The 24,251-nt window shown below is 42.8% G+C and carries 29 protein-coding genes and 2 pseudogenes; 9 read left to right on the top strand and 22 right to left on the bottom strand.

What is annotated here, in order from left to right; genetic code table 11:
- Both C5471_RS14580 and C5471_RS14575 read right to left on the bottom strand, forming a co-directional pair.
- On the bottom strand, nucleotides 1–370 hold a 370-nt coding region (locus C5471_RS14580), incomplete at its 3' end, for an Rpn family recombination-promoting nuclease/putative transposase (protein ID WP_166296040.1).
- A 137-nt stretch (nucleotides 371–507) separates the two neighbouring features.
- Nucleotides 508–690 carry a hypothetical protein gene (locus C5471_RS14575; RefSeq protein ID WP_207627350.1) on the bottom strand — a complete coding sequence of 61 codons (183 nt, stop codon included), beginning with the start codon at nucleotides 688–690 and terminating at the stop codon, nucleotides 508–510.
- Nucleotides 691–1,040: 350 nt separating this feature from the next.
- Between C5471_RS14575 and C5471_RS14570 the strand changes: the two genes are divergently transcribed.
- Nucleotides 1,041–1,613 (top strand): dienelactone hydrolase family protein, encoded by a 573-nt coding sequence (locus tag C5471_RS14570; RefSeq protein ID WP_133814088.1) that lies wholly within the window; start codon nucleotides 1,041–1,043, stop codon nucleotides 1,611–1,613.
- On the opposite strand, the gene mnmE is transcribed toward C5471_RS14570, so the two are convergent.
- The 5 genes from mnmE to rpmH all read right to left on the bottom strand — a co-directional run bounded on the left by mnmE (nucleotide 1,558) and on the right by rpmH (nucleotide 5,405).
- A complete protein-coding gene (mnmE, locus tag C5471_RS14565) occupies nucleotides 1,558–2,922 on the bottom strand; it encodes a tRNA uridine-5-carboxymethylaminomethyl(34) synthesis GTPase MnmE (RefSeq protein WP_133814089.1) in 1,365 nt (454 codons plus the stop codon). The genes C5471_RS14570 and mnmE overlap by 56 nt on opposite strands.
- A 99-nt stretch (nucleotides 2,923–3,021) precedes the next feature.
- Nucleotides 3,022–4,662: a membrane protein insertase YidC gene (gene yidC / locus C5471_RS14560; protein WP_133814090.1), complete on the bottom strand. Its 1,641-nt coding sequence runs from the start codon at nucleotides 4,660–4,662 to the stop codon at nucleotides 3,022–3,024.
- 2 nt (nucleotides 4,663–4,664) lie between these two features.
- Entirely contained in the window at nucleotides 4,665–4,925 is a 261-nt protein-coding gene (yidD, locus tag C5471_RS14555; protein WP_133814091.1) for a membrane protein insertion efficiency factor YidD, read from the bottom strand.
- A complete protein-coding gene (gene rnpA / locus C5471_RS14550; protein WP_133814092.1) occupies nucleotides 4,889–5,248 on the bottom strand; it encodes a ribonuclease P protein component in 360 nt (119 codons plus the stop codon). The genes yidD and rnpA overlap by 37 nt, the downstream gene beginning before the upstream one ends.
- Before the next feature lie 16 nt (nucleotides 5,249–5,264).
- Complete coding sequence (gene rpmH, locus C5471_RS14545) at nucleotides 5,265–5,405, bottom strand: 50S ribosomal protein L34 (protein WP_036845347.1); 141 nt, start codon at nucleotides 5,403–5,405, stop codon at nucleotides 5,265–5,267.
- 178 nt (nucleotides 5,406–5,583) lie between these two features.
- Here rpmH and C5471_RS24860 point away from each other — a divergent pair, with 178 nt between their 5' ends.
- From C5471_RS24860 to C5471_RS14520, 6 genes are all read left to right on the top strand, one after another.
- Nucleotides 5,584–5,715 (top strand): hypothetical protein, encoded by a 132-nt coding sequence (locus tag C5471_RS24860; protein ID WP_278250162.1) that lies wholly within the window; start codon nucleotides 5,584–5,586, stop codon nucleotides 5,713–5,715.
- 381 nt (nucleotides 5,716–6,096) lie between these two features.
- Entirely contained in the window at nucleotides 6,097–7,485 is a 1,389-nt protein-coding gene (gene dnaA, locus C5471_RS14540; RefSeq protein ID WP_166296037.1) for a chromosomal replication initiator protein DnaA, read from the top strand.
- 4 nt (nucleotides 7,486–7,489) lie between these two features.
- Nucleotides 7,490–8,590 carry a DNA polymerase III subunit beta gene (gene dnaN, locus C5471_RS14535; protein ID WP_133814093.1) on the top strand — a complete coding sequence of 367 codons (1,101 nt, stop codon included), beginning with the start codon at nucleotides 7,490–7,492 and terminating at the stop codon, nucleotides 8,588–8,590.
- A 21-nt stretch (nucleotides 8,591–8,611) separates the two neighbouring features.
- Nucleotides 8,612–9,703, top strand: a complete 1,092-nt coding sequence (recF, locus tag C5471_RS14530; protein ID WP_133814094.1) for a DNA replication/repair protein RecF — start codon at nucleotides 8,612–8,614, stop codon at nucleotides 9,701–9,703.
- Nucleotides 9,704–9,722: 19 nt separating this feature from the next.
- Nucleotides 9,723–12,137, top strand: coding sequence for a DNA topoisomerase (ATP-hydrolyzing) subunit B (gene gyrB, locus C5471_RS14525; protein ID WP_133814095.1), 2,415 nt, complete (start codon nucleotides 9,723–9,725; stop codon nucleotides 12,135–12,137).
- Nucleotides 12,138–12,276: 139 nt separating this feature from the next.
- Nucleotides 12,277–12,756, top strand: a complete 480-nt coding sequence (locus C5471_RS14520) for an Hcp family type VI secretion system effector (RefSeq protein WP_046974571.1) — start codon at nucleotides 12,277–12,279, stop codon at nucleotides 12,754–12,756.
- 40 nt (nucleotides 12,757–12,796) lie between these two features.
- Here the strand turns inward: C5471_RS14520 and C5471_RS14515 are convergent, their stop codons facing one another.
- From C5471_RS14515 to C5471_RS25345, 13 genes and pseudogenes are all read right to left on the bottom strand, one after another.
- Nucleotides 12,797–13,114 carry a hypothetical protein gene (locus C5471_RS14515; protein WP_133814096.1) on the bottom strand — a complete coding sequence of 106 codons (318 nt, stop codon included), beginning with the start codon at nucleotides 13,112–13,114 and terminating at the stop codon, nucleotides 12,797–12,799.
- Nucleotides 13,115–13,244: 130 nt separating this feature from the next.
- Nucleotides 13,245–13,559, bottom strand: a complete 315-nt coding sequence (locus C5471_RS14510) for a hypothetical protein (protein ID WP_133814097.1) — start codon at nucleotides 13,557–13,559, stop codon at nucleotides 13,245–13,247.
- Entirely contained in the window at nucleotides 13,559–14,314 is a 756-nt protein-coding gene (locus tag C5471_RS14505; protein WP_133814098.1) for a DUF4225 domain-containing protein, read from the bottom strand. The genes C5471_RS14510 and C5471_RS14505 overlap by 1 nt, the downstream gene beginning before the upstream one ends.
- Nucleotides 14,315–14,489: 175 nt before the next feature.
- Entirely contained in the window at nucleotides 14,490–15,596 is a 1,107-nt protein-coding gene (gene asd / locus C5471_RS14500) for an aspartate-semialdehyde dehydrogenase (RefSeq protein ID WP_133814268.1), read from the bottom strand.
- A gap of 202 nt (nucleotides 15,597–15,798) precedes the next feature.
- Entirely contained in the window at nucleotides 15,799–16,020 is a 222-nt protein-coding gene (locus C5471_RS14495; protein WP_133814099.1) for an ogr/Delta-like zinc finger family protein, read from the bottom strand.
- A 76-nt stretch (nucleotides 16,021–16,096) separates the two neighbouring features.
- Nucleotides 16,097–17,182, bottom strand: coding sequence for a phage late control D family protein (locus C5471_RS14490; protein ID WP_133814100.1), 1,086 nt, complete (start codon nucleotides 17,180–17,182; stop codon nucleotides 16,097–16,099).
- Nucleotides 17,179–17,643 carry a phage tail protein gene (locus C5471_RS14485; protein WP_133814101.1) on the bottom strand — a complete coding sequence of 155 codons (465 nt, stop codon included), beginning with the start codon at nucleotides 17,641–17,643 and terminating at the stop codon, nucleotides 17,179–17,181. Before C5471_RS14485 ends, C5471_RS14490 begins: the two co-directional genes overlap by 4 nt.
- A gap of 2 nt (nucleotides 17,644–17,645) precedes the next feature.
- Nucleotides 17,646–20,054: a phage tail tape measure protein gene (locus C5471_RS14480; RefSeq protein ID WP_207627347.1), complete on the bottom strand. Its 2,409-nt coding sequence runs from the start codon at nucleotides 20,052–20,054 to the stop codon at nucleotides 17,646–17,648.
- The gene (locus C5471_RS14475) at nucleotides 20,047–20,166 is read right to left on the bottom strand and encodes a GpE family phage tail protein (RefSeq protein WP_200905763.1); all 120 of its coding nucleotides are present in this window, start codon (nucleotides 20,164–20,166) and stop codon (nucleotides 20,047–20,049) included. Before C5471_RS14475 ends, C5471_RS14480 begins: the two co-directional genes overlap by 8 nt.
- Before the next feature lie 14 nt (nucleotides 20,167–20,180).
- On the bottom strand, nucleotides 20,181–20,498 hold the full coding sequence (locus C5471_RS14470; protein WP_054478604.1) for a phage tail assembly protein: 318 nt from the start codon (nucleotides 20,496–20,498) through the stop codon (nucleotides 20,181–20,183).
- Between the two features lie 26 nt (nucleotides 20,499–20,524).
- Complete coding sequence (locus tag C5471_RS14465; RefSeq protein WP_133814103.1) at nucleotides 20,525–21,040, bottom strand: phage major tail tube protein; 516 nt, start codon at nucleotides 21,038–21,040, stop codon at nucleotides 20,525–20,527.
- A gap of 10 nt (nucleotides 21,041–21,050) precedes the next feature.
- Nucleotides 21,051–22,223, bottom strand: coding sequence for a phage tail sheath protein (locus C5471_RS14460; protein WP_133814104.1), 1,173 nt, complete (start codon nucleotides 22,221–22,223; stop codon nucleotides 21,051–21,053).
- A gap of 235 nt (nucleotides 22,224–22,458) precedes the next feature.
- Nucleotides 22,459–22,563: pseudogene (locus tag C5471_RS25345) on the bottom strand (DNA-invertase); the annotation flags it as partial.
- 63 nt (nucleotides 22,564–22,626) lie between these two features.
- On the opposite strand from C5471_RS25345, the gene C5471_RS14455 reads away from it, so the two are divergent.
- Together C5471_RS14455 and C5471_RS24855 are read left to right on the top strand one after the other, a co-directional pair.
- The gene (locus C5471_RS14455; RefSeq protein WP_242688714.1) at nucleotides 22,627–22,992 is read left to right on the top strand and encodes a gp53-like domain-containing protein; all 366 of its coding nucleotides are present in this window, start codon (nucleotides 22,627–22,629) and stop codon (nucleotides 22,990–22,992) included.
- A 12-nt stretch (nucleotides 22,993–23,004) separates the two neighbouring features.
- A complete protein-coding gene (locus C5471_RS24855) occupies nucleotides 23,005–23,127 on the top strand; it encodes a hypothetical protein (RefSeq protein WP_278250161.1) in 123 nt (40 codons plus the stop codon).
- A gap of 108 nt (nucleotides 23,128–23,235) precedes the next feature.
- On the opposite strand, the gene C5471_RS14450 is transcribed toward C5471_RS24855, so the two are convergent.
- Complete coding sequence (locus C5471_RS14450; RefSeq protein ID WP_133814105.1) at nucleotides 23,236–23,832, bottom strand: tail fiber assembly protein; 597 nt, start codon at nucleotides 23,830–23,832, stop codon at nucleotides 23,236–23,238.
- Nucleotides 23,833–24,040: 208 nt separating this feature from the next.
- Nucleotides 24,041–24,251: pseudogene (locus C5471_RS25340) on the bottom strand (phage tail protein); the annotation flags it as partial.

Genomic DNA, 24,251 nt, shown 5'->3' with positions numbered 1-24,251 from the left:
GATAGAACAACATCGGAATGACCAGCGGTAATTTTTCATGCCCCTGCTCCAGATGCCGTTGCATGGCTGAAATACTGTAACGCATCAACCGGAATGCCATCATCTTATCCGGGGAACTCTGGTGTTCAATCACGCAATACACATAACCTTCACCCTGCACCGTTTTCAATGAATACAAAATGTCGGAATAATGCGCCCGCAGATTGTCTTCAATAAACGATCCGGACTCCAACCGCAGTGTATCCAGATCACAAACGGCCCGTAATGTCGCGGGCAAATGTATCTCCAGAAAGTCTCTGGCCGTATCAATATGACCTAAAAACTGTTTAAAAACAGCGTCATGTAGCATTGGTGTATTTTTTCTCTTCATCGGCGAATGGTAGCATATTTTCTTTTATATTGAAGAAATATTAAGCAAGAAATCGAGCGGACTGTGATGTTTTGAATGTTCTTTGACAAAAACGTAGATCGCATCTCAGAGACTTTAATTTCCTTCTTAAGCAAAGTTCAGGTTAAAATAGCAAATTGTTGAAAACTGCTAAAGTCTGGCTTAAATAATTCGTTCCAATACTCATATCCCATTGGAGAATTCTGCATAAACAAAGGCCAGTTATGATAAATAATCCCATCGGCGGTATCTTTTAAATCAGGTCTCTGTCCAGCAGACTGAATAATAATTTGTGTTTTCAAAGTAGGATTCCCGGTAAATGTAATCTGTAAAATTTATAAAAATCTCATAGTTAAACATAACAGCAAGAACCTTATAACCAAGCAGTCAATAAACCAGAGGTTATTAAGGCAATAATGATTAACAACTTTAAATTATATGAAAAAAATTTTATACTTATAATGAATTAAGTAAAGAGATAATGAAAATTCGATTCAATTAACTCCATAACAATGAAGTCAACAAGAAATTTTATATTAATATAAAATTAACTACAATAACTTATTATTCAATAAATCATACAACATCAACTTAGTTATATGATTAAATCGTACACCTTAGTCTTCTACGTCATTGATCTAATGATAATTAAATGAAATTTATATTTTTAACGGATATTCATGGAGTTTCAGAGCACATAAAATTAATTGCAAAACGTTTAGGTGGTGATGTGTCAATCATTTCCCCTTATGAAAAAGAAAATGAAACGTCAAATAATCAAGAAGCGATGTACGAATATTTTCATAGCGTTTCATCAATAGATGAATATACATACAAAGTAAGGGATGCCCTTACATACATCAATACTCCAGTGATACTGGTTGGATTCAGTATCGGCGCGACTGTAGCATGGCGACTTTCTAATGACAGAAATTTACCAGTTCAGAATTTTATTTGCATCTTTGGTTCACGTATCCGCGATTACCTGGATGTGAAACCAGTAAAATCGACATCGTTGTTTTTCTCCAACGATGAAAAATACTTTATCGACAAGTTAAAATGCGCCGACAGAATAACCGTAGAGTTGGTAGATTGCGCACACTCAGAAATATCAAACCCCAATGGTTGTAATATTGCCATTGGGTTAATAAACAAAGCATTTTTACAACTCACTTCCCAATACAAAAACTCGAAAAAATCCTGCCCAACAGATCATCAGAGGTAAACTCACCGGTGATCTCGCTCAGTGCCTGTTGTGCCAAACGTAGCTCTTCCGCCAGCAATTCACCTGAACGGGCAACCACCAGCTGTTCATAGCCTTGTTGTAGATGCTCTGCCGCAGTATTTAATGCCTGTAAATGGCGACGACGGGCCAGAAAGCCACCTTCCGTATTGCTGTTGAAACCCATCGTTTCTTTCAAATGATCGCGCAGTAAATCTATTCCTTCACCACTACGGGCAGAAAGACGGATTAGTGAGTAACCACTTACTTTAGTAATATCCACCTTTTCATCTGTCATATCCGTTTTATTACGAACGACGGTGATAGGAAGTGATTCAGGCAGACGAGCCATAAATTCAGGCCAGATTTCCACCGGCTCAGCCGCATCGGTTGTCGTACTGTCCACCATAAACAGTACACGATCAGCCTGTTCAATCTCCTGCCATGCACGCTCAATACCAATACGTTCCACTTCGTCACTGGCTTCACGCAGCCCCGCAGTATCAATGATATGTAACGGCATACCGTCAATATGGATATGTTCACGCAACACATCACGGGTCGTGCCCGCAATATCGGTCACAATTGCCGCTTCACGGCCTGCCAGTGCATTAAGCAGACTGGATTTCCCTGCATTAGGGCGACCAGCGATAACGACTTTCATCCCCTCACGCAAAAGGCTACCTTGGCGAGCCTGAGAACGTACGCGCTCAAGTTCAACCATCACTTCATCCAGATTGGCTTCGATTTTTCCATCAGAAAGAAAGTCGATCTCTTCATCTGGAAAATCAATAGCGGCTTCCACATAGATCCGCAAGTGAGTAAGTGCTTCCACCATCTGATGAATCTGATCGGAAAAGGCACCCTGTAAGGAATTCAGCGCAGAACGAGCAGCTTGCTCCGAACTGGCATCAATCAGGTCAGCAATGGCCTCCGCCTGAGCCAGATCCAGTTTGTCATTAAGAAAAGCACGCTCAGAAAATTCACCCGGATTAGCGATTCGCACACCAGGCAAAGTCAGAATACGTTTCAGCAGTAAATCGAGAATAACCGGCCCGCCATGTCCCTGAAGCTCCAGTACATCTTCCCCGGTAAAGGAGTTGGGACTAGGAAAATAAAGAGCAATCCCCTGATCAAGCACACTGCCATCTGCATCACGAAATGGCAGATAATCTACATAACGGGGTTTGGGTAATTTCCCTAATACCACCTCAGCCACTTGTGCTGCTTTCTGGCCGGAAACGCGTAAAATGCCAACACCACCCCGTCCTGGTGGGGTAGCCTGAGCGACAATCGTATCAGTGGTATTCATGGTTATCTCTCTTTTGCTTTTTAGCTCAAATAGTTAAGGCGGCCAATGACCGCCTTTTCTGTTATAACTGCCAGAACGCGTTCTGACTAAAGCTATATTTTATTTCGCAGGCTTTTTCTCGCGGCTATGCAGACCACGTTTTTCCAGCCCACGATAAATCAGTTGCTGCTGAATAATGGTCACCAGGTTACTGACGATATAGTACAGAACCAGACCTGACGGGAACCACAGGAAGAAGATGGTGAACATGACAGGCATGTAGGTCATAATCTTCTGCTGCATCGGGTCAGTGATTGTTGTCGGCGACATTTTCTGGATGACGAACATGGTCACACCCATCAGCAATGGCAGGATGTAATAAGGATCCTGTGCAGACAAGTCATTAATCCAGCCAGCGAACGGTGCATGACGCAATTCAACAGAACCCATCAGCATGTAATACAGAGCAAGAAAGATTGGCATCTGGATCAACAGAGGCAAACAACCACCCAGTGGGTTCACTTTCTCCGTTTTATACAACGCCATCATTTCCTGGCTCATGCGCTGTTTATCATCACCAATACGCTCACGCATAGCCGCTAATTTAGGCTGCAACAGGCGCATTTTCGCCATTGAAGTATATTGCGCTTTGGTCAGCGGGTACATGATACCACGCACGATAAAGGTAATAACGATAATGGAGAAGCCCCAGTTACCGATGAAACCATGCAAGAATTTCAACAACTTAAATAACGGCTGAGAAATAAACCACAACCAGCCATAGTCCACGGACAGATCCAGATGAGGTGCTACAGCAGCCATTTCATCTTGAATTTCCGGGCCAATCCACAGCGTAGAAGCGATCGTTTTTTCACTATTAGCGGCAACAGAGATTGGCGCACTTTTATAACCAATCGCAGCCATCTCTTTACCTAATGCGGCAGTATAGAAAGTGCTGGTTTCATTAGCAGCGGGCACCCAGGCCGTAGCAAAATATTGCTGTAACATTGCAATCCAACCGCCTTTAGTGGTGACGGATAACGGTTCACTTTCAATATCGCTAAAGCTGTATTTTTTATATTTAGTTTCGTCTGAAGAATAAGCCGCACCACGGTAAGTATGCAATGCAAAGTTATTGCTGCCGGTATCACGATGTTTTGGCAATTCAACATTCTGTTTCAGTTGACCAAAAAAGGTCATCTGCAACGGGTTTTCTGTCGTGTTATGAATGCGATAATCCACACTAATCGCGTATGCACCACGTTTTAAAACAAATGTTTTGACATAAACAACGCCATCTTTAGCGACGAAATTCATTGGGATACGTAATTCATCCTGCCCATCCGCCAATACATAGCTATCCTGTGCTGCGGTATACAGCGGGCGCTCACTATTTGCCGGGTTATCCGGGCCATCTTTACCCGTCAACCCACTTTGTGCCTGATAAGTGAAAGCAGATGTTGTTTCCAGTAATTTAAATGGGTTGCTTGAACCCAGGGTATCAGGATGGGCTAACAAGTCAGCCTCTTCAATATCACCGCCACGAGTATTGATGGTCAAAGAGAGCACATCAGTTTTAACCGTGATCAGTTTACCTTTTCCACTGCCTGGCACTGCCTGATTCTCACTGCTAGGCATATCCGTTTGTTGCGTGGCCTGTACTGTAGTTGGTTGCGGATTTTTATCTGCTTCCCATGCTTGCCAGACCAAGAAAGAAACGAACAGCAAAGCGATGAGAAGAAGATTACGTTGCGAATCCATCGTTAGTGTTCTCTGTTATCGTTGTTTTTTTCAGGTGGGACAGGATCATCACCACCTTCGTGTAAAGGATGGCATTTTAATATGCGTTTCACCGTTAACCAACCGCCTTTTATCATCCCAAACCTGCGCAGCGCCTCAATTCCATATTGAGAACACGTAGGATTGAAACGACAACGAGGTCCCAGCAGTGGACTTATCACTAACTGGTATCCTCGGATTAATGCGATCAGGAAGCGCGAGCCAAGCGACAGTGACGACGCCATAATTTACCCAAAGCTTCCGTTAACTCACGGTTATCAAGCTCAGCAACCCCTTTCTTAACCAATACCACAAAATCCATAGGAGGCAAATTATGTTGGTTCAAACGAAAACTCTCACGGGCCAACCTCTTAATCCGGTTACGCTCATGAGCACGTTTAACATTTTTTTTGGCTATAGTAAGACCGATACGGGGATGCCCCAGCTCATTAAGGCGACCAAGGATAGTAATCTCTGGTGAACTTGCCCGTTGGGGTTGCTGGAAAACATAAGTGAAATTCTTGGGAGTTAACAAGCGTAACTCCCTCGGAAAAGCGAGCGTAACCACTAGATGGTTAGCTTTATTACTTAGAAACGGTCAGACGAGCACGGCCTTTTGCACGACGGCGAGCCAGAACCTGACGACCATTTTTGGTGGCCATACGAGTGCGGAAGCCGTGAGAACGGTTACGCTTCAGTACGGACGGTTGGAAAGTGCGTTTCATAGCGATTTCTACCTAACTTAAAATTATTACTGATTCAGTAAACGCGTTGGCAACCAGTGAGAAGTAGACACCGATGCCTCAATCGCAACATCAATATAAAGAAGCGGGATTGTAATAAAATGTACAGCTATGAGTCAATTGGCATGACACAAGCCGGCCGGCTTTTCTACTGAGTTGAATGTTTACCAACAACCTGCCCGTGCTTACACCGGAACCCCTCACCAGCTACTACCGGCAAAAAACTCTGGCATTGCACGCAGGGTGCAATATTATACGGACTGTTGAGCAAAGCGCAATGATCACCCGTTGATCTTCGTTTTCTATTATGATCATAGGTCCGGTTTTGTCTTAAATATCGGCTTATCCTCGATCTTTGTTTGATATATGCCATAACCACATTAAAGCACCTTTTACAGCCCTTTATTTCACAGGCAATTTTAACCTGTGGATAAAAAGCGCTTAAACTGTGTAAAAGAATGAAGATCTATATCGTCTTTTGCGCTATGATCGCAGGTCATGATCTGGATCTTATCTGCGGATCATGGGTGAGCGATGACATTAAAAATCGCCATAAACATGACAATTGATCCTTCCCTGCCTTGAAGGAATCGTTGTTTTGTACCCAATATTAATGAGCTAACCACTCCGATTTCTTTAATTGTTAATTGGCCTTGTTTTAGGGGAGTCCGCCGTGTCACTTTCGCTTTGGCAGCAATGTCTTGCCCGATTGCAGGATGAGTTACCTGCCACAGAATTCAGTATGTGGATACGCCCCCTTCAGGCCGAGCTAAGTGGTAACACTCTGGCACTTTATGCCCCAAATCGGTTTGTTCTGGATTGGGTAAGAGAAAAGTATATCAACAATATCAATGGGTTGTTGAATGACTTTTGTGGAGCAGAAGTACCGTTATTACGTTTCGAAGTTGGCAATAAACCTGTTTCCCAAAACGACAGCCGACCACAGAGGGTTGTTGCTCATACACCGGTTACACCTGCACCACAGAGCGCCTCAGTACGTCCCAGTTGGGATAACTCTGCGGTACAACCAGAGCTGTCTTACCGCTCTAATGTTAATCCCAAACATAATTTTGATAACTTTGTTGAAGGTAAATCCAACCAGCTTGCCCGCGCTGCCGCAAGACAGGTAGCCGATAACCCCGGTGGTGCCTACAATCCACTATTCCTTTATGGTGGTACAGGTTTGGGTAAAACCCACTTATTACATGCCGTAGGTAACAGTATTATGGCACGTAAGGCAAACGCCAAGGTGGTTTATATGCATTCTGAACGTTTTGTTCAGGATATGGTCAAAGCATTACAAAACAATGCAATAGAAGAGTTCAAACGCTATTACCGCTCTGTCGATGCGTTACTGATCGATGATATTCAGTTTTTTGCCAATAAAGAGCGTTCTCAGGAAGAGTTCTTTCATACGTTCAATGCATTACTGGAAGGTAATCAACAGATTATTCTAACATCAGATCGCTATCCAAAAGAGATCAATGGGGTAGAAGATCGGTTAAAATCCCGTTTTGGCTGGGGGCTAACCGTTGCTATTGAACCACCGGAACTGGAAACCCGTGTCGCTATTTTGATGAAAAAAGCGGACGAAAACGAAATCCAGTTGCCAGGAGAAGTCGCTTTCTTTATAGCCAAACGCCTGCGTTCTAATGTCCGCGAGCTTGAAGGCGCATTGAACAGGGTAATAGCGAATGCCAATTTTACCGGCCGAGCGATTACTATTGATTTTGTACGTGAAGCATTACGTGACTTGTTAGCACTGCAAGAAAAACTGGTTACCATTGATAATATTCAGAAAACAGTCGCTGAGTATTATAAAATCAAGGTGGCTGATTTACTTTCCAAACGGCGTTCCCGTTCCGTTGCCCGACCAAGGCAAATGGCAATGGCGCTGGCGAAAGAGTTAACCAATCACAGCTTGCCTGAAATCGGGGATGCCTTTGGTGGACGTGACCACACAACCGTGCTGCACGCTTGTCGTAAAATCGAGCAACTGCGCGAAGAAAGTCATGACATCAAAGAGGATTTTTCTAACTTAATCAGAACATTGTCTTCCTAGCGCTATGAAATTTATCATCGAACGTGAGCAATTGTTAAAACCTCTGCAACAGGTCAGCAGCCCACTGGGCGGGCGCCCTACTCTGCCGATTCTGGGTAATTTATTATTACAGGTCACAGAAGGTTCTCTACTGTTGACCGGCACAGATTTAGAAATGGAAATGATGGCGCGTGTCGCGCTTTCATTGCCACACGAAGCAGGTGCAACCACTGTACCGGCACGTAAATTCTTTGATATCTGGCGCGGTTTGCCGGATGGTGCCGAAATCAGTGTGGAACTGGATGGAGACCGCCTGCTGGTACGCTCCGGCCGCAGTCGTTTTTCGCTTTCTACATTGCCCGCTGCTGATTTTCCAAATCTTGACGACTGGCAAAGTGAAGTGGAGTTTTCGCTGCCACAAGCCACACTGAAACGTCTTATTGAATCGACGCAGTTCTCAATGGCTCATCAGGACGTCCGCTATTACCTCAACGGTATGTTGTTTGAAACCGAAGGCGAAGAACTGCGGACAGTGGCAACGGATGGTCACCGTCTGGCAGTCTGCTCTATGGGAATTGGTCAAAATCTGCCTTCCCATTCGGTGATCGTGCCACGTAAAGGCGTGATTGAGCTGATGAGATTACTGGATGGCGGCGATACGCCGTTACAGTTACAAATCGGCAGTAACAATATTCGTGCCCACGTTGGCGACTTTATTTTCACCTCTAAACTGGTCGATGGGCGTTTCCCTGATTATCGTCGCGTATTACCGAAAAGCCCGGATAAAACCCTGGAAGCCAGTTGCGATATGCTGAAACAGGCTTTTTCACGTGCGGCAATTCTCTCTAATGAGAAATTCCGCGGAGTTCGCCTCTATTTTAGTGAGAACCAGCTAAAAATCACAGCAAATAACCCTGAACAGGAAGAAGCCGAAGAGATTGTCGATGTCAGCTATCAAGGTACTGAAATGGAAATAGGTTTTAATGTCAGTTATGTTCTGGACGTACTCAACACATTAAGATGTGAAGAGGTTCGTTTACTGCTGACCGACGCTATTTCCAGTGTTCAGATAGAAGACTGTGCCAACCACAATGCGGCTTATGTCGTGATGCCAATGCGCCTGTAACAGGATTTACATTTCAGGTATATGACTCTTACGCGTTTACTTATCCGCGATTTTCGTAATATCGCCGCCGCAGATTTGCCTCTGGCTACCGGATTTAATTTTCTGGTTGGTTCTAATGGCAGCGGCAAAACCAGTGTACTGGAAGCGATTTATACTCTGGGTCACGGGCGCTCTTTCCGCAGCATTCAGGCTGGGCGAGTCATCCGCCATAACTGTGATGAATTTGTTTTGCATGGACGACTAGGACAACAGAAGAATGAACGGGAACTATCTATCGGTCTGAGCAAAAACCGTCATGGCGATAGCAAAGTTAGAATTGATGGCAATGATGGCGGTAAAATTTCAGAACTCGCCAAGATGCTGCCTATGCAGCTTATTACCCCGGAAGGATTCACCCTGTTAAATGGCGGGCCAAAGTATCGCCGGGCCTTTATTGACTGGGGTTGTTTCCACAATGAGCCACGTTTTTTTTCTGCCTGGGTAAACTTGAAACGACTGCTTAAACAACGCAATGCAGCACTGCGACAAGTTACTCGCTACAGCCAGATACGGCCCTGGGATCAAGAACTAGCGCCCCTGGCTAATCAGATAAACCAGTGGAGAACTGAATATGTTACAAACATCACTCAGGATATTGCTGATACCTGTAAACAGTTCTTACCCGAATTTATATTGAGTTTCTCTTTCCAACAGGGATGGGACAAAGAGAGTGATTACGCTGAATTACTGGAACGCCAGTTTGAGCGTGACAGAGTATTAACCTACACGGCTTCCGGCCCGCATAAGGCAGATCTGCGCATCCGTGCGGAAGGAACGCCAGTAGAAGATATGTTATCCCGCGGTCAATTAAAATTGCTGATGTGTGCACTGCGGCTAGCACAGGGTGAATATTTCACCCGACAGAGCGGACAACAATGTCTGTATCTGCTTGATGATTTTGCCTCCGAACTGGATGCCGGCCGTCGTCAGTTACTGGCCGAACGTCTAAAATCCACGCAAGCTCAGGTCTTTGTTAGTGCGATAAGCCCTGGTCAGGTAACCGATATGCTTGATGGAAATAGCAGGATGTTTCGCGTGGAAAATGGCAAAATAGAGGTTCAACCACAGGATTAAAAATGAGCGAGAAACGTTGATGTCGAATACATATGACTCCTCAAGTATCAAGGTATTAAAAGGGCTGGATGCGGTTCGTAAACGTCCGGGCATGTATATCGGTGATACAGACGATGGTACCGGCTTACACCACATGGTCTTCGAGGTTGTCGACAACGCTATCGACGAAGCCCTCGCAGGCCACTGTAGTGAAGTTATCGTCACTATCCATGCTGATAACTCTGTCTCCGTACAGGATGATGGCCGCGGTATCCCTACCGGTATACACGAAGAAGAAGGTGTTTCAGCAGCCGAAGTTATTATGACGGTGCTGCACGCGGGGGGGAAATTCGATGATAACTCTTATAAAGTTTCCGGCGGCTTGCACGGCGTAGGGGTTTCTGTTGTTAACGCCTTGTCTGAAAAGCTGGAACTGGTTATCCGCCGTGATGGCAAAGTTCATGAACAGACTTATCACCTTGGTGTGCCGCAAAGCCCACTAAAAGTTGTCGGTGAAACCGAACAGACTGGTACTCGTGTCCGCTTTTGGCCGAGCATGGATACTTTCAGTAACAACACTGAATTCCAGCACGACATTCTGGCTAAACGTCTGCGTGAACTGTCCTTTCTGAATTCAGGTGTATCTATCCGCCTGCTTGATAAGCGCACCAATATTGAAGATCACTTCCATTATGAAGGTGGTATTAAAGCGTTTGTTGAATTCTTAAATAAAAACAAAACACCAATCCATCCCAATGTTTTCTATTTTTCAACAGAAAAAGATAGCATCGGTGTTGAAGTTGCCTTGCAGTGGAACGATGGTTTCCAGGAAAATATTTACTGCTTTACCAACAACATCCCGCAACGTGATGGCGGTACTCACTTAGTGGGTTTCCGTACCGCAATGACCCGTACCCTCAACAGCTATATGGACAAAGAAGGGTATAACAAGAAATCTAAAGTCAGTGCCACCGGTGATGATGCCCGTGAGGGTTTGGTCGCGGTTATTTCCGTTAAAGTCCCTGATCCAAAATTCTCTTCTCAGACCAAAGACAAACTGGTTTCTTCCGAAGTGAAAACAGCAGTTGAAACACTGATGAACGAGAAGCTGGTGGAATACCTGCTGGAAAATCCAAATGACGCCAAAACCGTCGTCGGCAAAATTATCGACGCGGCCCGCGCTCGTGAAGCAGCTCGTAAAGCACGCGAAATGACACGTCGCAAAGGAGCGCTTGATCTGGCCGGTCTGCCTGGCAAACTGGCAGATTGCCAGGAGCGTGACCCTGCGCTGTCCGAACTCTACTTAGTGGAAGGGGACTCTGCGGGCGGTTCCGCAAAACAGGGGCGTAACCGTAAAAATCAGGCAATCTTGCCACTGAAAGGTAAAATCCTGAACGTTGAAAAAGCGCGTTTCGATAAGATGCTCTCTTCTCAGGAAGTCGCAACCTTGATCACTGCGTTAGGTTGCGGTATTGGCCGTGACGAATACAACCCGGATAAGCTGCGTTATCACAGTATTATCATCATGACGGATGCGGATGTCGATGGTTCTCATATCCGTACTCTGTTGCTGACTTTCTTCTATCGTCAAATGCCAGAAATCATTGAACGTGGTCATGTATTTATTGCGCAACCGCCACTGTATAAAGTGAAAAAAGGCAAACAAGAACAATACATTAAAGATGATGAAGCGATGGATGAGTACCAACTGTCCATTGCATTGGATGGCGCATCACTTTACACCAGCAAACACGCCCCAGCCCTGAAAGGGGAACCACTGGAAAAACTGGTGACAGAATTCAATGGCGTGCAGAAAATCATTAAACGTATGGAGCGCCTGTACCCACTAAGTTTATTAAACAATCTGATTTATCATCCAAAGCTAACCGAAGAAAAGCTGTCTGATAAGGTCAAAGTTGAAGAATGGATTAAAACGTTGGTCACTCGTCTGAATGACCGTGAACAAAACAGCAGCAGCTACAACTATCGCCTCCATGAAAATCGTGAGCGCCAAATGCACGAACCCGTTCTGTGTGTTCGTACACATGGTGTTGATACTGACTATCTACTGGACTTCGATTTTGTCCACGGTGGTGAATACCATCGTATTACCCAATTGGGCGACAAACTTGCCAATTTGATCGAAGAAGACGCTTATATTGAGCGTGGTGAACGCCGCCAACCTGTCTCTGATTTTGAGCAGGCTCTGAACTGGTTAACCAAAGAGTCACGTCGTGGTCTGTCCATACAACGTTACAAAGGTCTGGGAGAAATGAACCCTGAGCAGTTATGGGAAACAACCATGAACCCGGAAACCCGCCGTATGATGCGTGTGACAGTAAAAGATGCTATTGCAACTGATCAACTGTTCACAACCCTGATGGGTGATGCTGTTGAACCTCGCCGTGCATTTATTGAAGAGAACGCTCTGAAAGCGGCCAATATTGATATCTAATTGCTATTCTTGACAATCTTCCAAAGCGCTCATATTTATTCTCTATGAGCGTTTTTTTATCTGTTATTTATAACCAATAAAGTGTAATTTATCTAATGTTTCTGTAAAACATAACTTAAATATAATCTAAGGATATAATATGGCTGACATGATTTACATGACGGTGAAGGGAAAAAAACAAGGGTTAATATCAGCTGGATGTTCTTCTGTTGATTCTATTGGTAATAAATATCAAGCAAACCACTTCGATCAGATATTAGTTTATAGCCTAAGCCATGCGATAACACGGGCTCAAAACGTCGATCATCAACCCATTGTTATCCAAAAACCCATCGACAAATCATCACCATTACTTGGTGTTGCTATTTCGGATAATGAGTCTCTTGAATGCTCTATTGATTTTTACCGAACTAATTCAAATGGTGCTCAAGAACGTTATTACAATATAAAGATCACTGGTGCCACAATCACTGAGATAAGTGTTTTACATCCGCATTCATTGAATCATAATGAGCTTCCACCACAGGAAAGTATTTCGTTAAAATATACAAACATTACCTGGAATCACCTTATCGCAGGTACTGGCGGTTATAGTATTTGGGATGACAGAATTTATTAAAATAGCGAAACAAGGCGTTTTAATTTCACGCCTTGTTTCATTAATGAACTTTTTTCGGTAGGACCAAAGCATATAAAATAGAGAATATCATACTTCCTATTTTAATCTCTTCACTATTTAAATTAATGAATTTCGATATAAAATCATGGTGCTCATTAAGGCCAACAACAAATAGTTGTATATAACCAAATATAATTATTAAAATAGAAACAAAAACATACAAAATATAATTACCTTTTTTGTCCACAATCTTTTTTATAAAATAAAATGAGATAAAAACAACTAAAGACATAATGTAATAAAGAGAAATATCCCACCAAGTTGGTTTGGTAGAAATTATAACATCGATATAATCCATATTTTTCCTATCTTAATAAACAAATACTCAAAATAGAATATTATAATTTTTTCAGTAATCAAATAGTTATTTTAAGCTTATCATATCCATTAACAAATTAATTTCATAAGCATCTGATCTAAAAATAATTTCAATATTTTCTTGGCAACATGCAAGCATATAAAACAGAAAACATTACACTACCCACTCTAATTATCTCACTATTTAAATTAATAAACATTGATATAATCTCATGATAACCACCATATTTAACAATAAACAATTGAATTGAACCTAACATTACTATAATAAAAAAACCAAGAACAGAGAGAATATAACTTCTTCTTTTCTCTATGGTCATTTTCATGAAAAAAAGAAAAAACAAAAGTGCTAATGATAAAAGATAGTACAGAAAAATATCCTGCCAAGTAGATTGAGTGGAAATTGTAACATCGATATAATTCATTATTTATCCTCTTGTAACTGATAAATACTCAAAATTGTAGAACTATCAACGATACCTTCTGTAGTTAAGCTCACAGTTCCCATTTCTCTCCACCCTCTGATAAAATCATTATCTATATTTCTGAATAACTTCCATGACTTCTCTCTTGGCTTCAAAACCTTTCTAAAAGCACCATAACCTGAAAGAGCTAAATCAACAGTTGCATAAGCAATATCTACATCTTTATCACTTAAACCGATTTTGTTAGCAATATACCTGTATCCTTCTCTGACACCACCATTAATATTTTCTCTGTACAGTAAATAATATCCATTTTCAACAACGTTATTGTATCCATGAGCCATTAATGGAGCACCGAATGAAGCACATGCTAACCCTAAAGAAGCCTCACAGACTGTGTAACCCGCAAGAACCTGAGTACCACCACCAACAAATCCGATCTGTTTTAATATAAGATTAGCATAACTTGATTTCTCTTTTTCCCTTTCAATTATTGCATATTGCTTTACTCTATTTGCTGTTAAATAGAAAACTTGCTCTTTCAGGTGATCTATTTCAAATTGGATAAACTCAATTGCACCACTTGAAGATAAACAATGAACACGAACCTGTCCCAATATATCCTCTATGAAAACATTTACATCTGAATTAAAATCTATTTTAATTTTACTATGACTGATATAGCGAAAAGATAACGTTCTTGCCAGCTCTCTTAATTCTCTTACTTTTAAACTCAGTAGCTTATCTTGTTCCATTCCCGTCATCTCCATAAAAATGATTTACCAGGCAGATACAAACCATAAATATAATTTATGAAATATAACAAAAATAAACCAATAAAGAAACAACCAACAAAACCATCAAATGCTATATAGAGAAATCCACCCGAATAACGAGTGGATTTTTACATAACTAAATAGATTAAAATGATTAAGCCAGAATACGTAGCATACGACGCAGAGGCTCTGCTGCTCCCCACAACAATTGGTCACCTACTGTAAAAGCAGATAAATATTCCGGGCCCATATTCAACTTGCGTAAGCGCCCCACAGGAGTATTCAACGTGCCTGTTACCGCTGCCGGGGTCAATTCCCGCATACTCAGCTCACGATCATTTGGGATCACTGTTACCCAGTCATTATGCGCAGCCAGTAATTGCTCAATTTCAGGAATCGGAATATCTTTTTTCAATTTCAAAGTAAATGCTTGGCTGTGGCAACGTAAAGCTCCGATACGTACACACAAGCCATCAACGGTAATAATCTTATTACCGGTATTGAGGATCTTGTTGGTTTCTGCCTGCCCTTTCCACTCTTCACGGCTCTGGCCGTTATCAAGCTGTTTATCAATCCATGGGATCAAACTACCTGCCAGTGGTACACCAAATTGGTCTGTTGGTAAAGAACCGCTACGGGTGAAATCTGTTACCTTTCTTTCAATATCCAGGATAGCAGATGCCGGATCCTGCAACTCTTTTGCTACCTGAGTATGCAAAGAACCCATCTGAACCAGTAATTCGCGCATATGACGGGCACCGGCACCAGAAGCTGCCTGATAAGTCGCAACAGAAGCCCATTCAACCAAATCATTAGCAAACAAACCGCCCAGAGACATCAGCATTAAGCTAACAGTACAATTACCACCAACAAAAGTTTTTATACCTTTATTAAGACCTTCCTGAATATGAGCATGATTGACCGGATCAAGAATAATGATGGAATCATCATTCATACGCAGCGCTGATGACGCATCAATCCAATATCCCTGCCAACCCGTTGCTCTTAACTTCGGATAAACCTCATTGGTATAATCGCCACCCTGACAACTAATAATAATGTCCAGAACACTAAGAGCCTCAATATCGAAAGCATTCTGTAAGGTACCCTGTTGACCGGTAAAATCAGGTGCAGTCTGCCCATGTTGTGATGTCGTGAAGAATGCAGGATGAATAATATCAAAATCCCGTTCTTCAATCATACGTTGCATTAATACTGAGCCAACCATACCGCGCCAGCCGATAAAACCCACATTTTTCATCATTATTGTCCTGCTTTGGTGAGTGTTGATAAGATATTCTGATTACACTAAAGCTGACAAAATATGACCGGGGACGCAAGTGAATTTATTCACTATTCACGAGATATTGAGCAACGTAGTTAATTGAGGAGCATAACAAGTCCGGCACACAATAAAAGCCACCTATTATCGGTGGCACACATCTGCAACCCACTTCTAATCTTCAAGCCAAATTCAGTTGAGTTTTAGGCTTTTCTTTGGGATGTGGCTTAACGCTTATCACTTCACCCGGCTTGGAAATAAAACGGACAAACGTTTCATGGCTAACGAAAGTTGCACCACAATTGATGTTTTGACACTGGTTATAACGTTCTTTTGTCTGACTAGAATGCTCAAAGCTACTGCGTGCATGAGCAGCTTTACCACAAAGAGGACACTTGATCATATTTCTCTACCCTTAACTAAAACATGAGCTCTCATCATGCGAACAATATAGCAATAAGGTCTTATTTTAAAAATAATTATTTCATATCGAGATCATCAATTTTTAATTCCAGAGTCAGTGCTGTTGTAAAACCTCCCCCCGATCCATTCATCGTGTGGATGACCGTCGTTAATGTCCATTCCGCAGCATCTATTTCTGATTTAAAACCAGTCACTTTTATGGGTATTTCAGGGTAGAGATCGGCACGTCCCCGAGCCAGTTGAATTGAAAATGTCGCAGCCCCACGTTGCATTTTTTCCCAGACAACTTTTGCAGCACGTTTAGCGCTGTCTTCATCAGCATAAACACGAGGAAGTTCCAGTACGTTATCTTTACTACCTACCAGATAGGAATTTGATCTATCAGAATTTTTCTGGTTTTTTCGTTCAATGGCTACAGTATGTTTTTCCTCCGGCTTACGGGTATTCAGCCAGTTTGCCACCACACCGGTATAAGCCTCACGGTCAGAGAGAGTAAAATTGTGGCTGTCCCCTGACTGACGCGTGATCACTAATGCAGGGATAACCTCACCGCTGGCTGTTTTATTCTGCCCTTGCCGAATGAATATCAACTTGCCATTTTTTACTGAGGCAATTGCTCCTTCCTGTTTCGCCAAGCGAGTAAGAAAACTACCATCAGACTCATTAGTCTGATCAATATGATTAATAAATACCTTCGCTATATCCTCATGTAAATCAGCAGTAAGGTTATTTCTGGCAGCAATAGTATGAACAATCTCACCAATCGTTTTCTCATGATAAGATTTTTCACGTCTCATATTGAGAGATTCACGGAAATCAGCACTACGGGCGCGGATAGTTAATTTATCCGGCGCTCCACTGTGCCCAATTTCATCCACAGTAAAACGCCCTTTACCAATCAATGACTGCCCCTGCCAACCCAATGCCAATGAAATCACATTACCTCGGGAAGGCAGCATCAAGGTGCCATCGGCATCATCCAATTCAATATCAAGCTGATCGGCCTCAAAACCGCGATTATCCGTCATCGTCAGTGATATCAGGCGCGATTGAATGCGCCCGCTGATATCTTTATTATCAATTTCCAGAAGAAATGCCGGTGTATTGCCCTTTTCGGTAACCCAGTCAAATTCAGACATCATGGCAATACCTCCCTGACTCTACCTGCCAAATTGTCTGTAATCATTGAGAATTGATCCTGAAGATCACCGAACATTTCACCCAGAGCACTATCAACTCGCCGTAATGTTAAAGTGAAATCAATTTTGCGCGCAGCACCATCCGACATAAATTCAGTTTTTGTCTGATCAATACTTTCAATCACAAACATGCCGTAAATCGTGCCACTGCCATCTATAAAGGACCACGCTTTACCGCTATCAGCCATAACTTGTAAAGCCACCAATGACAAACGACCACCTGTAATTTCGGGATATAACGAGCCGGAAAGTGTCATAGTGTCATTATCCGGTCCCAAAAATTGCCAAGCAGGCCGTATCCCGATACGGCTATTAAAAGCATGTCGCCATGACTGTTGATGTTGCAGACTCTGATATGGCGTCGTTTTTAACATAAAAACAAATAAACCCAGTGCAGCCATCATAATTAGAATTCTCCTCTATCAGAGAATGAACTGCGTAAACGAGCTTGCTGTTTACGTTCCCGATCATCCAGTTCGCGCCTAACCATTGCGGCAATATCCTGCGCAGATTGCCCCGGTGCACCATAGATATTTATATGATAGACCGGCGATTCATTGCGGTACTGTATTTGGCGTCTGTCCACCTTTTCCTGAATCTGTGAATAAGCATGAGCCGGTAAACTCTGAGTATGCAACGGTGCTGTTCTAGCAGCCACAGAGGGTGTCATCACGCTTAACGAAAATGCGGCAGCAGCAGCAAGTCTGGCAGTCTGCCGTCGGCTAATGACATTGACAGGCCCTGCGACAATCTCTGGTCCGTATTCGCCAACAATACCAAATCCTCCAACGGGAATAATTCCCCCTCTGTCATGTTTAGGCAGAATTGAACTGACATTAGGATTCATATTATTACTGACGCCTTTTGAAGCATCTTCCCATGGCCGCATCCAGTCAGGAATATAATCAGACAATGAAGTCAATTTCTTTTTCAACGCTTCCCATTTTTCATTAATCCCATCCAGCAAACCATTAACTATCTCGATGCCAAACTCTTTAAACTGATTGGGCAAATTCATTATACCGGTAATAATTTCATTCCATTTATCCGAAATCGATATTCTAATATTTTCCCAAGTTTCCAATGTGTTCTGTTTAACGGATTCCCAGGCATTACTGATATTAGTTTTAATATTCTCCCAGGTTTGCAGAACACTCTGTTTAATGGATTCCCATTTCTCACTTAGGTTGGTTTTAATATTTTCCCAAAGCTGAGAAAATTTCGGCCCCAATGTTTCCCAGTTTTGCCAAATATAAACAGCCGCCATAGAAATCAAACCAATAATGGCGAGGATTGGGTTAGCCATCATCAGGCGACCAACAATCATCATGGTACTTCCCAACATTTTCAGCGCATTGCCGACAAACCCCAGCGCTCTCACACCAGTACCACCAAAGAGGGTAAGGCTATATTTCGCTACCGCTAATGGAAGTAATATTGAAGCGATCGCCTGTGCCAATGCGCCGAAAACAGTTAACATCCCTCCGACTACCATCGTGATAGTCGCAAGCATTGCAGCCAAACGTGGGTTGGCCTTCATCCACTCACCGACTTTATTAACCACATTTGTTGCTTGCTGAGTCACTCCCCTTAAAGGACCTTCTACGCCGGAAAACATCTGTACCCCCAGATCACTCCAGGCGGCATTAAGCTTTTGGATATCACCGGTGAGGTTATTAGTCATTACAGATGCCACTTTTTGAGATTCACCTTGAGCACTTTTTAGTTCGGCGATAAAAGCCTGTAATCCTCCCTGTCCTGCTTGATTCACCAGCACATCCAAAGCTGGAGATGCATTTTCACCACCAATTGCCGTGAAATAACTCGTACGTTGCTCGCTATTCATTGACCGGGTTTTACTATCCAGTTCAGCAAGGATGTCCGGTAATTGCCGTAAATTACCTTTAGCATCACGGGTTTTAATATCGAGTTGTTTCAATGCGGCGGCGGCAACTTTAGGTGGTTCAGCCAATCGTCCTAGTACACGGCTCAGAGCCTCTCCAGCTTCACTTCCTTTGATATTGACATCACTCAGCTTTCTGGTAGCAGCAGCAACTGTTTCAATATCAATCCCCAAAGAAGAAGCGGTCGGCGCAACAAATTTCATGGTGTCACCCAATGCCGCCAACGTCGTTTTTGAACCAGTCAACGTTGCCGTTAAAACATCACTCACACGGCTCATCTCTTCAGATTGTAATTTGAACCCTTCCAGCACATTAGTGCCAATATCAATGGTAGCGGCGAAATCTGCACCACTAGCCTGTGACATTGATATCGTACCGGGCATCATATTCTTTATCTGAGCAGGGGAATAACCAGCAGAGGCATAAAGACTCTGCCCTTGCGCAATTTTGCTAGCATCAATTCCGGTACTTTTGCTCAACTCACGACTTTGATTGAGCAACATGGCATATTCAGGAGAATTTTTTTCAATATTAGTTTGTACCCGAATTTTGGCCATTTGAGCATTAAGATCGTAACCTGGCATTAAAAAGTTTTTGCTGGTTGTCAGTATCTTAACACCTGCCGATTTTGCATTAGCACCATGCTGGCTAATACGATCACGAAGATCTTTAGTTTTGCTATAGCGACTCTCTTCCTTTTTACTACTGTCATGCGCAGTTTCCTGCGCATATTCAGAAACAGAATAAGGTTTAATTGCTTCCCAAGTCTGATTTAACTGCTTGAGTTCACCACGGTTTTGCCGGATGGAATCCGCCAACCTTTTATTATTTTGCTGTGCGGATTTCAAAACGCTGGTCAGCTTATTAACGGACTGTATTACCCATTTAAGCTGTGACTGTGTATTACTCATTTTCTGCACCACTTCGTAAGATGGCCCGATGTCGCCAGTCCAGTAATTCCGTCAATGACATTTCACTTGTCACTGCCGGAGACCAGTGGAAAACGGTGGCAATATCTGCCACCAAGTCATCTACGGTTAGTCGGTCTGGAAACCGGACTTCGCCGACTTCGGTAACAAAAAATTGACCACCTCAACACTGAAATTAATCAGATCGCCCGGTGTCATTGCCAACAGGTCGCTTTTAGTGAGAGCGGGAGTGGTAACACGTGGCAAAACTAGCATCATTGAGTCCACATCCATCTCCAGCAAAGCCTGTAGCCGAGCACCACGCAGCGCTCCACTGTTAGGTTTGCGCACCACCACTTCAGTGATGTTGCTATTACCACGTGCAAGTGGTTCTTCTAATACGATTGTGCGCTGCTCGTCGTTTTGAGTAATGAGTGTTTCTGTCATGGTTCAACCTTGTTTATCCGATTAGATTAAAGACCCATAGCGCGGCGATGATCTGCCAGACGATCTTCACCATTAACAATTTCAACCATGTTAACGGTATCCACTTCGATCAGAACTTCACCATCCCACGTCAGTTTGAAATAGGTGTTTTTAGCACTGATTTTGGTCTGGGTGTTATCCCCTTGCTTATAAGTACCATGGTCAAACTCATGGAAGCGGCCACGCATCACGATTTCAACAGCAATCACATCATTGGTATCATCGCGCTGGTAGGAACCCGCAAAACGCAACATTACGCCGTCGGCTTTAGTTATTCCCCACTGCCGATAATGCTGAGCTTCCATACCTCCCAGAGTAAATTCAACATCCAATGCACCTTCATCTAGGCCCAAGTCCACTGTCGCGCTACCGTTCATACCACCGCCACGATAGGTTTCTAGTTTACGACTCAGCTTAGGCAGAATAAGTTCTTCCACTATTCCCTGATAACTATTGCCGTCATTAAACAAGTTCAGGTATTTAAGTTTGCGAGGTAATGCCATCTGTGTCCCCTTAGCCGTTTATGCTTTTCGCGAAATCCATCAGGTAACGATCTGTAATACGCTGGCGTAACATCATATTTTCCAGTGGTGGTACAGGTGTGTAGTCGTAATCGAGGGTCAATTTACCCGCTTTCAGAGTGTCTTTATCATTGGCATTTTCGTCGTACCAGCATTTACCATCAATGATGTACCCCCCGGACCTCAATTCACGGAACTTGGCGTTAACACCTTCGATAATGTCTCGTACCAGTGAAGCAGTCAGTGGCTTATCGATTGCCCACATATGTGCTTCCGCCATGGTATCAGCCAGTACTTGAGCAGTACGGGTGTAACTTTCGAACTGGAACAATGGATCATCAGCGCAGGTACGGGAACCCCAGAAACGGAATCCGTTCTTGCGGATAAGTGTCGTGATACCCTTTTCATTTAGATAACCAGCATCAGTTGCTGGATCTTGCAGATCCCAAAATACGTCTGCTGAAATACCAGTCACACCATTGACACCGATGTTTGACAGCGTTTTATGCCAACCGGTTTCTTCATCAATTTTTGCCCGCAGGCCCAGTGCACGGGCAGTAGCATAGGCGGTAGCTTCTTTTTTGGAAACAGTGTCCCAACTCAAGAAATCAGGCCAAATCAGCATCACTTCTCGCTGACCGAAGTTTTTACGATATTCAGCAACTTCTTCTTTATTCTTACAACCATAAGCACTGATATAAGCCATTGCTCTTAGTTTTTGTGCAATACTCGCCAGTTCAACAGCAACAGCTTTTGTATCCAGCCCAGGAACCCCCAGAATACGTGGCTTCACACCTAATTGGCCTTGTGCTGCCAACAGTGCCTGCATGCCGGTTTTCTTACCTTCACTCGTCGTAGTGCCAATGATGTTAGTGGTGGTATCACCTTCCGTTTCACCTTGTTCTACACGGACAACAACAGTAACGGGTTTAGCCTGGTCTGCGATAGCTTTGAGTGCCTGAGGCAATGTACCGGCATCACCCGCTTTGCCAATTGCCATCGAAACATCAGTAATCAAAACCGGGGTGTTTAATGGAAAAGCGTCTGCGTCTGCTTTAGGGCCAGTACAGACCATACCAACAATAGCGGTGCTAATTGTGGTGATGGTGCGTGTACCTTCGTTAATTTCCTGTACACGGACGCCATGATGATAATCTTGTGCCATATTAGCGGTTCTCCTATTAAGGTGTCCCGCTATGTTGAGGTATCAAAGTTATTAAATCATTCGATTAGAGATGTATGGCAGATGATACAAATTAGGTTGGTTAATTTATTGTTTTTTATAAAAATTTAACTGTAAGTGCTTTATAGATAAACAAGAAATGGAGCTTCTATAAATCAATGCATATTTCTTATTGTTGGGAATTTTTACCTCTGCTTATCAATTGTTTTTTTACAGATTTTTCCTGCAAAAATAGATTGTAATTTATACATATCAACACATTTCTCTGTAAATTACCGTTCTGGTCATTTGTTGACACCCGAATATAGCCAATCTTTTCCATATGTAACCCTGCTGAGTACCAATGAGAGACTATACTTTCAGAAATTTCACAGAATAGTGAGTTTTGAAAAATCTTGGTTTGGTGGAAATGGTGAATTTGGCTAAGACTGAGGGTTTATTAAACTCTAACGGTTACATAAATATTCCTTTGATGGCTAATGGTGTGCAAAAGAACTGGATATTTCAGTGGATGACTGGTCCAATTTGTAATACTGAGGATGTAACCTACCCGATATTGCAGTTTCCGCTCACTTTTCCGACTATGTGTTTAATAGCCCTAACTTCGACAAAAGGTAATGACACCAAATTATCTGACCAAGTATTTCAGGTATCTTCTTGGACAAATTCATCGGTAAAAGTATTCCCACAATGGTTTGGTACAGGAAAGCAGAGTCTATGCTATCCACTTATTATTGCTATCGGATACTAAGGATAAAAGGAGATGATCTATTTTTCAGCAACAACTCGGATCTTTTACCTAGAAAAATTAAAAGGCAGTTATCTTTCTGCGGAAAGTTGGTTCTCTAATGCAACCATTCTGAGTAACGAAGAATGGAATAGCTAGCTGGATTGATACTTCAAAAGCACTGAAAAATTGACTGGCCAACTCCACCATTATCATAACTGAAAGAAAGACCGGGGATAGACAGGTACCCGGTCTTAACCATTTTATTTATTCGGGTATTTGTGGCCACTCAATATCAGGAACCTGTGAAACATCAACCCGACTCAGTAATACCACATACTTTTTCCAAGCAAACAATGACGCTTTTTCTGCTTCTGATGCCATTTCAGTTTCAACAGCATATTGTAATAACGTCATGGCTTCATCTGCCTGTTGACGAAGAGTGGCACGTTGGTGTTCTGCCTGTTCAATCTGACTGGCTTTTTGGGCTTCAATATCCGTTACCCATTTTTCTCCATCCCATTTATCAAAATCGGTGCCTGGTTGTTTAAATGTTAGTGCTTCCGGTAATTCACCGGGTTTAATGATTTTCTGCTGTTCATGGGTTTGCGTGTTGTGAGCTGTTTTTCCGCGATAGTCGGGTACAATCAGCCAATGAGTTAAATCAGATGAACGGCAGGTGACATATCCCTCTTTAACTTCAGGTGGTGCATCTGTACATGAATTGGCAGGAAGACCGACACCGACAGAAATATATTCATCAGTACTGCTTAAATATTCTCGCGTGCTTGCATTGTAATTAAACACAATAATATTTCCGCTATTAATGGCAATATTATTTTTATCCAGTATAGCCTTATTCATCAGACAATCCTCACAATGTAATTAAATGCCACATTTCTCGGGCGTGTTTCATTTTCACCATTCATCCCAATAGATTTGTTTTCCCCTAAACTGCCCCGGTAGTTACGACTGCCAGTCATACCGCCACGCACGGGATCTGTATCCTCGAGACTAGTTTTATCACTGCTAGTGGTATAAATGCTGTGATTATGTCTTTTGAACGCATCAACTTGAATGCTCAGTAATTGGCGATCACTGTCAATGCCACGCGCATCATCCCACCCTCGGATAAACTCACCTCTTAAATCGGGTAATTTACCGTTAGGATAGGCTTCCGCTAATTTCGGATAGAGTGATTTATCAAAGATAGCACCATTACATTTAACCCATCCGTTTGGGGGGATGTCAGTCGGCCAAGGAAGCGGTATTCCTACAGGGAT

Origin of the sequence: Photorhabdus tasmaniensis, from assembly GCF_011189505.1 — a bacterium.
Lineage (GTDB): Bacteria > Pseudomonadota > Gammaproteobacteria > Enterobacterales > Enterobacteriaceae > Photorhabdus > Photorhabdus tasmaniensis.
The sequence above is the reverse complement of the archived record's forward strand: the minus strand, read 5'-3'. Positions and strand labels throughout refer to the sequence as shown.

Coding starts and splice junctions, on each gene's coding strand:
- C5471_RS14570 (WP_133814088.1), top strand. CDS start 1,041: ATGAAATTTATATTTTTAACGGATATTCATGGAGTTTCAGAGCACATA.
- mnmE (WP_133814089.1), bottom strand. CDS start 2,922: ATGAATACCACTGATACGATTGTCGCTCAGGCTACCCCACCAGGACGG.
- yidC (WP_133814090.1), bottom strand. CDS start 4,662: ATGGATTCGCAACGTAATCTTCTTCTCATCGCTTTGCTGTTCGTTTCT.
- yidD (WP_133814091.1), bottom strand. CDS start 4,925: ATGGCGTCGTCACTGTCGCTTGGCTCGCGCTTCCTGATCGCATTAATC.
- rpmH (WP_036845347.1), bottom strand. CDS start 5,405: ATGAAACGCACTTTCCAACCGTCCGTACTGAAGCGTAACCGTTCTCAC.
- C5471_RS24860 (WP_278250162.1), top strand. CDS start 5,584: ATGTTTACCAACAACCTGCCCGTGCTTACACCGGAACCCCTCACCAGC.
- dnaN (WP_133814093.1), top strand. CDS start 7,490: ATGAAATTTATCATCGAACGTGAGCAATTGTTAAAACCTCTGCAACAG.
- recF (WP_133814094.1), top strand. CDS start 8,612: ATGACTCTTACGCGTTTACTTATCCGCGATTTTCGTAATATCGCCGCC.
- gyrB (WP_133814095.1), top strand. CDS start 9,723: ATGTCGAATACATATGACTCCTCAAGTATCAAGGTATTAAAAGGGCTG.
- C5471_RS14520 (WP_046974571.1), top strand. CDS start 12,277: ATGGCTGACATGATTTACATGACGGTGAAGGGAAAAAAACAAGGGTTA.
- C5471_RS14515 (WP_133814096.1), bottom strand. CDS start 13,114: ATGGATTATATCGATGTTATAATTTCTACCAAACCAACTTGGTGGGAT.
- C5471_RS14510 (WP_133814097.1), bottom strand. CDS start 13,559: ATGAATTATATCGATGTTACAATTTCCACTCAATCTACTTGGCAGGAT.
- C5471_RS14505 (WP_133814098.1), bottom strand. CDS start 14,314: ATGGAACAAGATAAGCTACTGAGTTTAAAAGTAAGAGAATTAAGAGAG.
- asd (WP_133814268.1), bottom strand. CDS start 15,596: ATGAAAAATGTGGGTTTTATCGGCTGGCGCGGTATGGTTGGCTCAGTA.
- C5471_RS14495 (WP_133814099.1), bottom strand. CDS start 16,020: ATGATCAAGTGTCCTCTTTGTGGTAAAGCTGCTCATGCACGCAGTAGC.
- C5471_RS14490 (WP_133814100.1), bottom strand. CDS start 17,182: ATGATGTCTGAATTTGACTGGGTTACCGAAAAGGGCAATACACCGGCA.
- C5471_RS14485 (WP_133814101.1), bottom strand. CDS start 17,643: ATGATGGCTGCACTGGGTTTATTTGTTTTTATGTTAAAAACGACGCCA.
- C5471_RS14480 (WP_207627347.1), bottom strand. CDS start 20,054: ATGAGTAATACACAGTCACAGCTTAAATGGGTAATACAGTCCGTTAAT.
- C5471_RS14470 (WP_054478604.1), bottom strand. CDS start 20,498: ATGACAGAAACACTCATTACTCAAAACGACGAGCAGCGCACAATCGTA.
- C5471_RS14465 (WP_133814103.1), bottom strand. CDS start 21,040: ATGGCATTACCTCGCAAACTTAAATACCTGAACTTGTTTAATGACGGC.
- C5471_RS14460 (WP_133814104.1), bottom strand. CDS start 22,223: ATGGCACAAGATTATCATCATGGCGTCCGTGTACAGGAAATTAACGAA.
- C5471_RS24855 (WP_278250161.1), top strand. CDS start 23,005: ATGATCTATTTTTCAGCAACAACTCGGATCTTTTACCTAGAAAAATTA.
- C5471_RS14450 (WP_133814105.1), bottom strand. CDS start 23,832: ATGAATAAGGCTATACTGGATAAAAATAATATTGCCATTAATAGCGGA.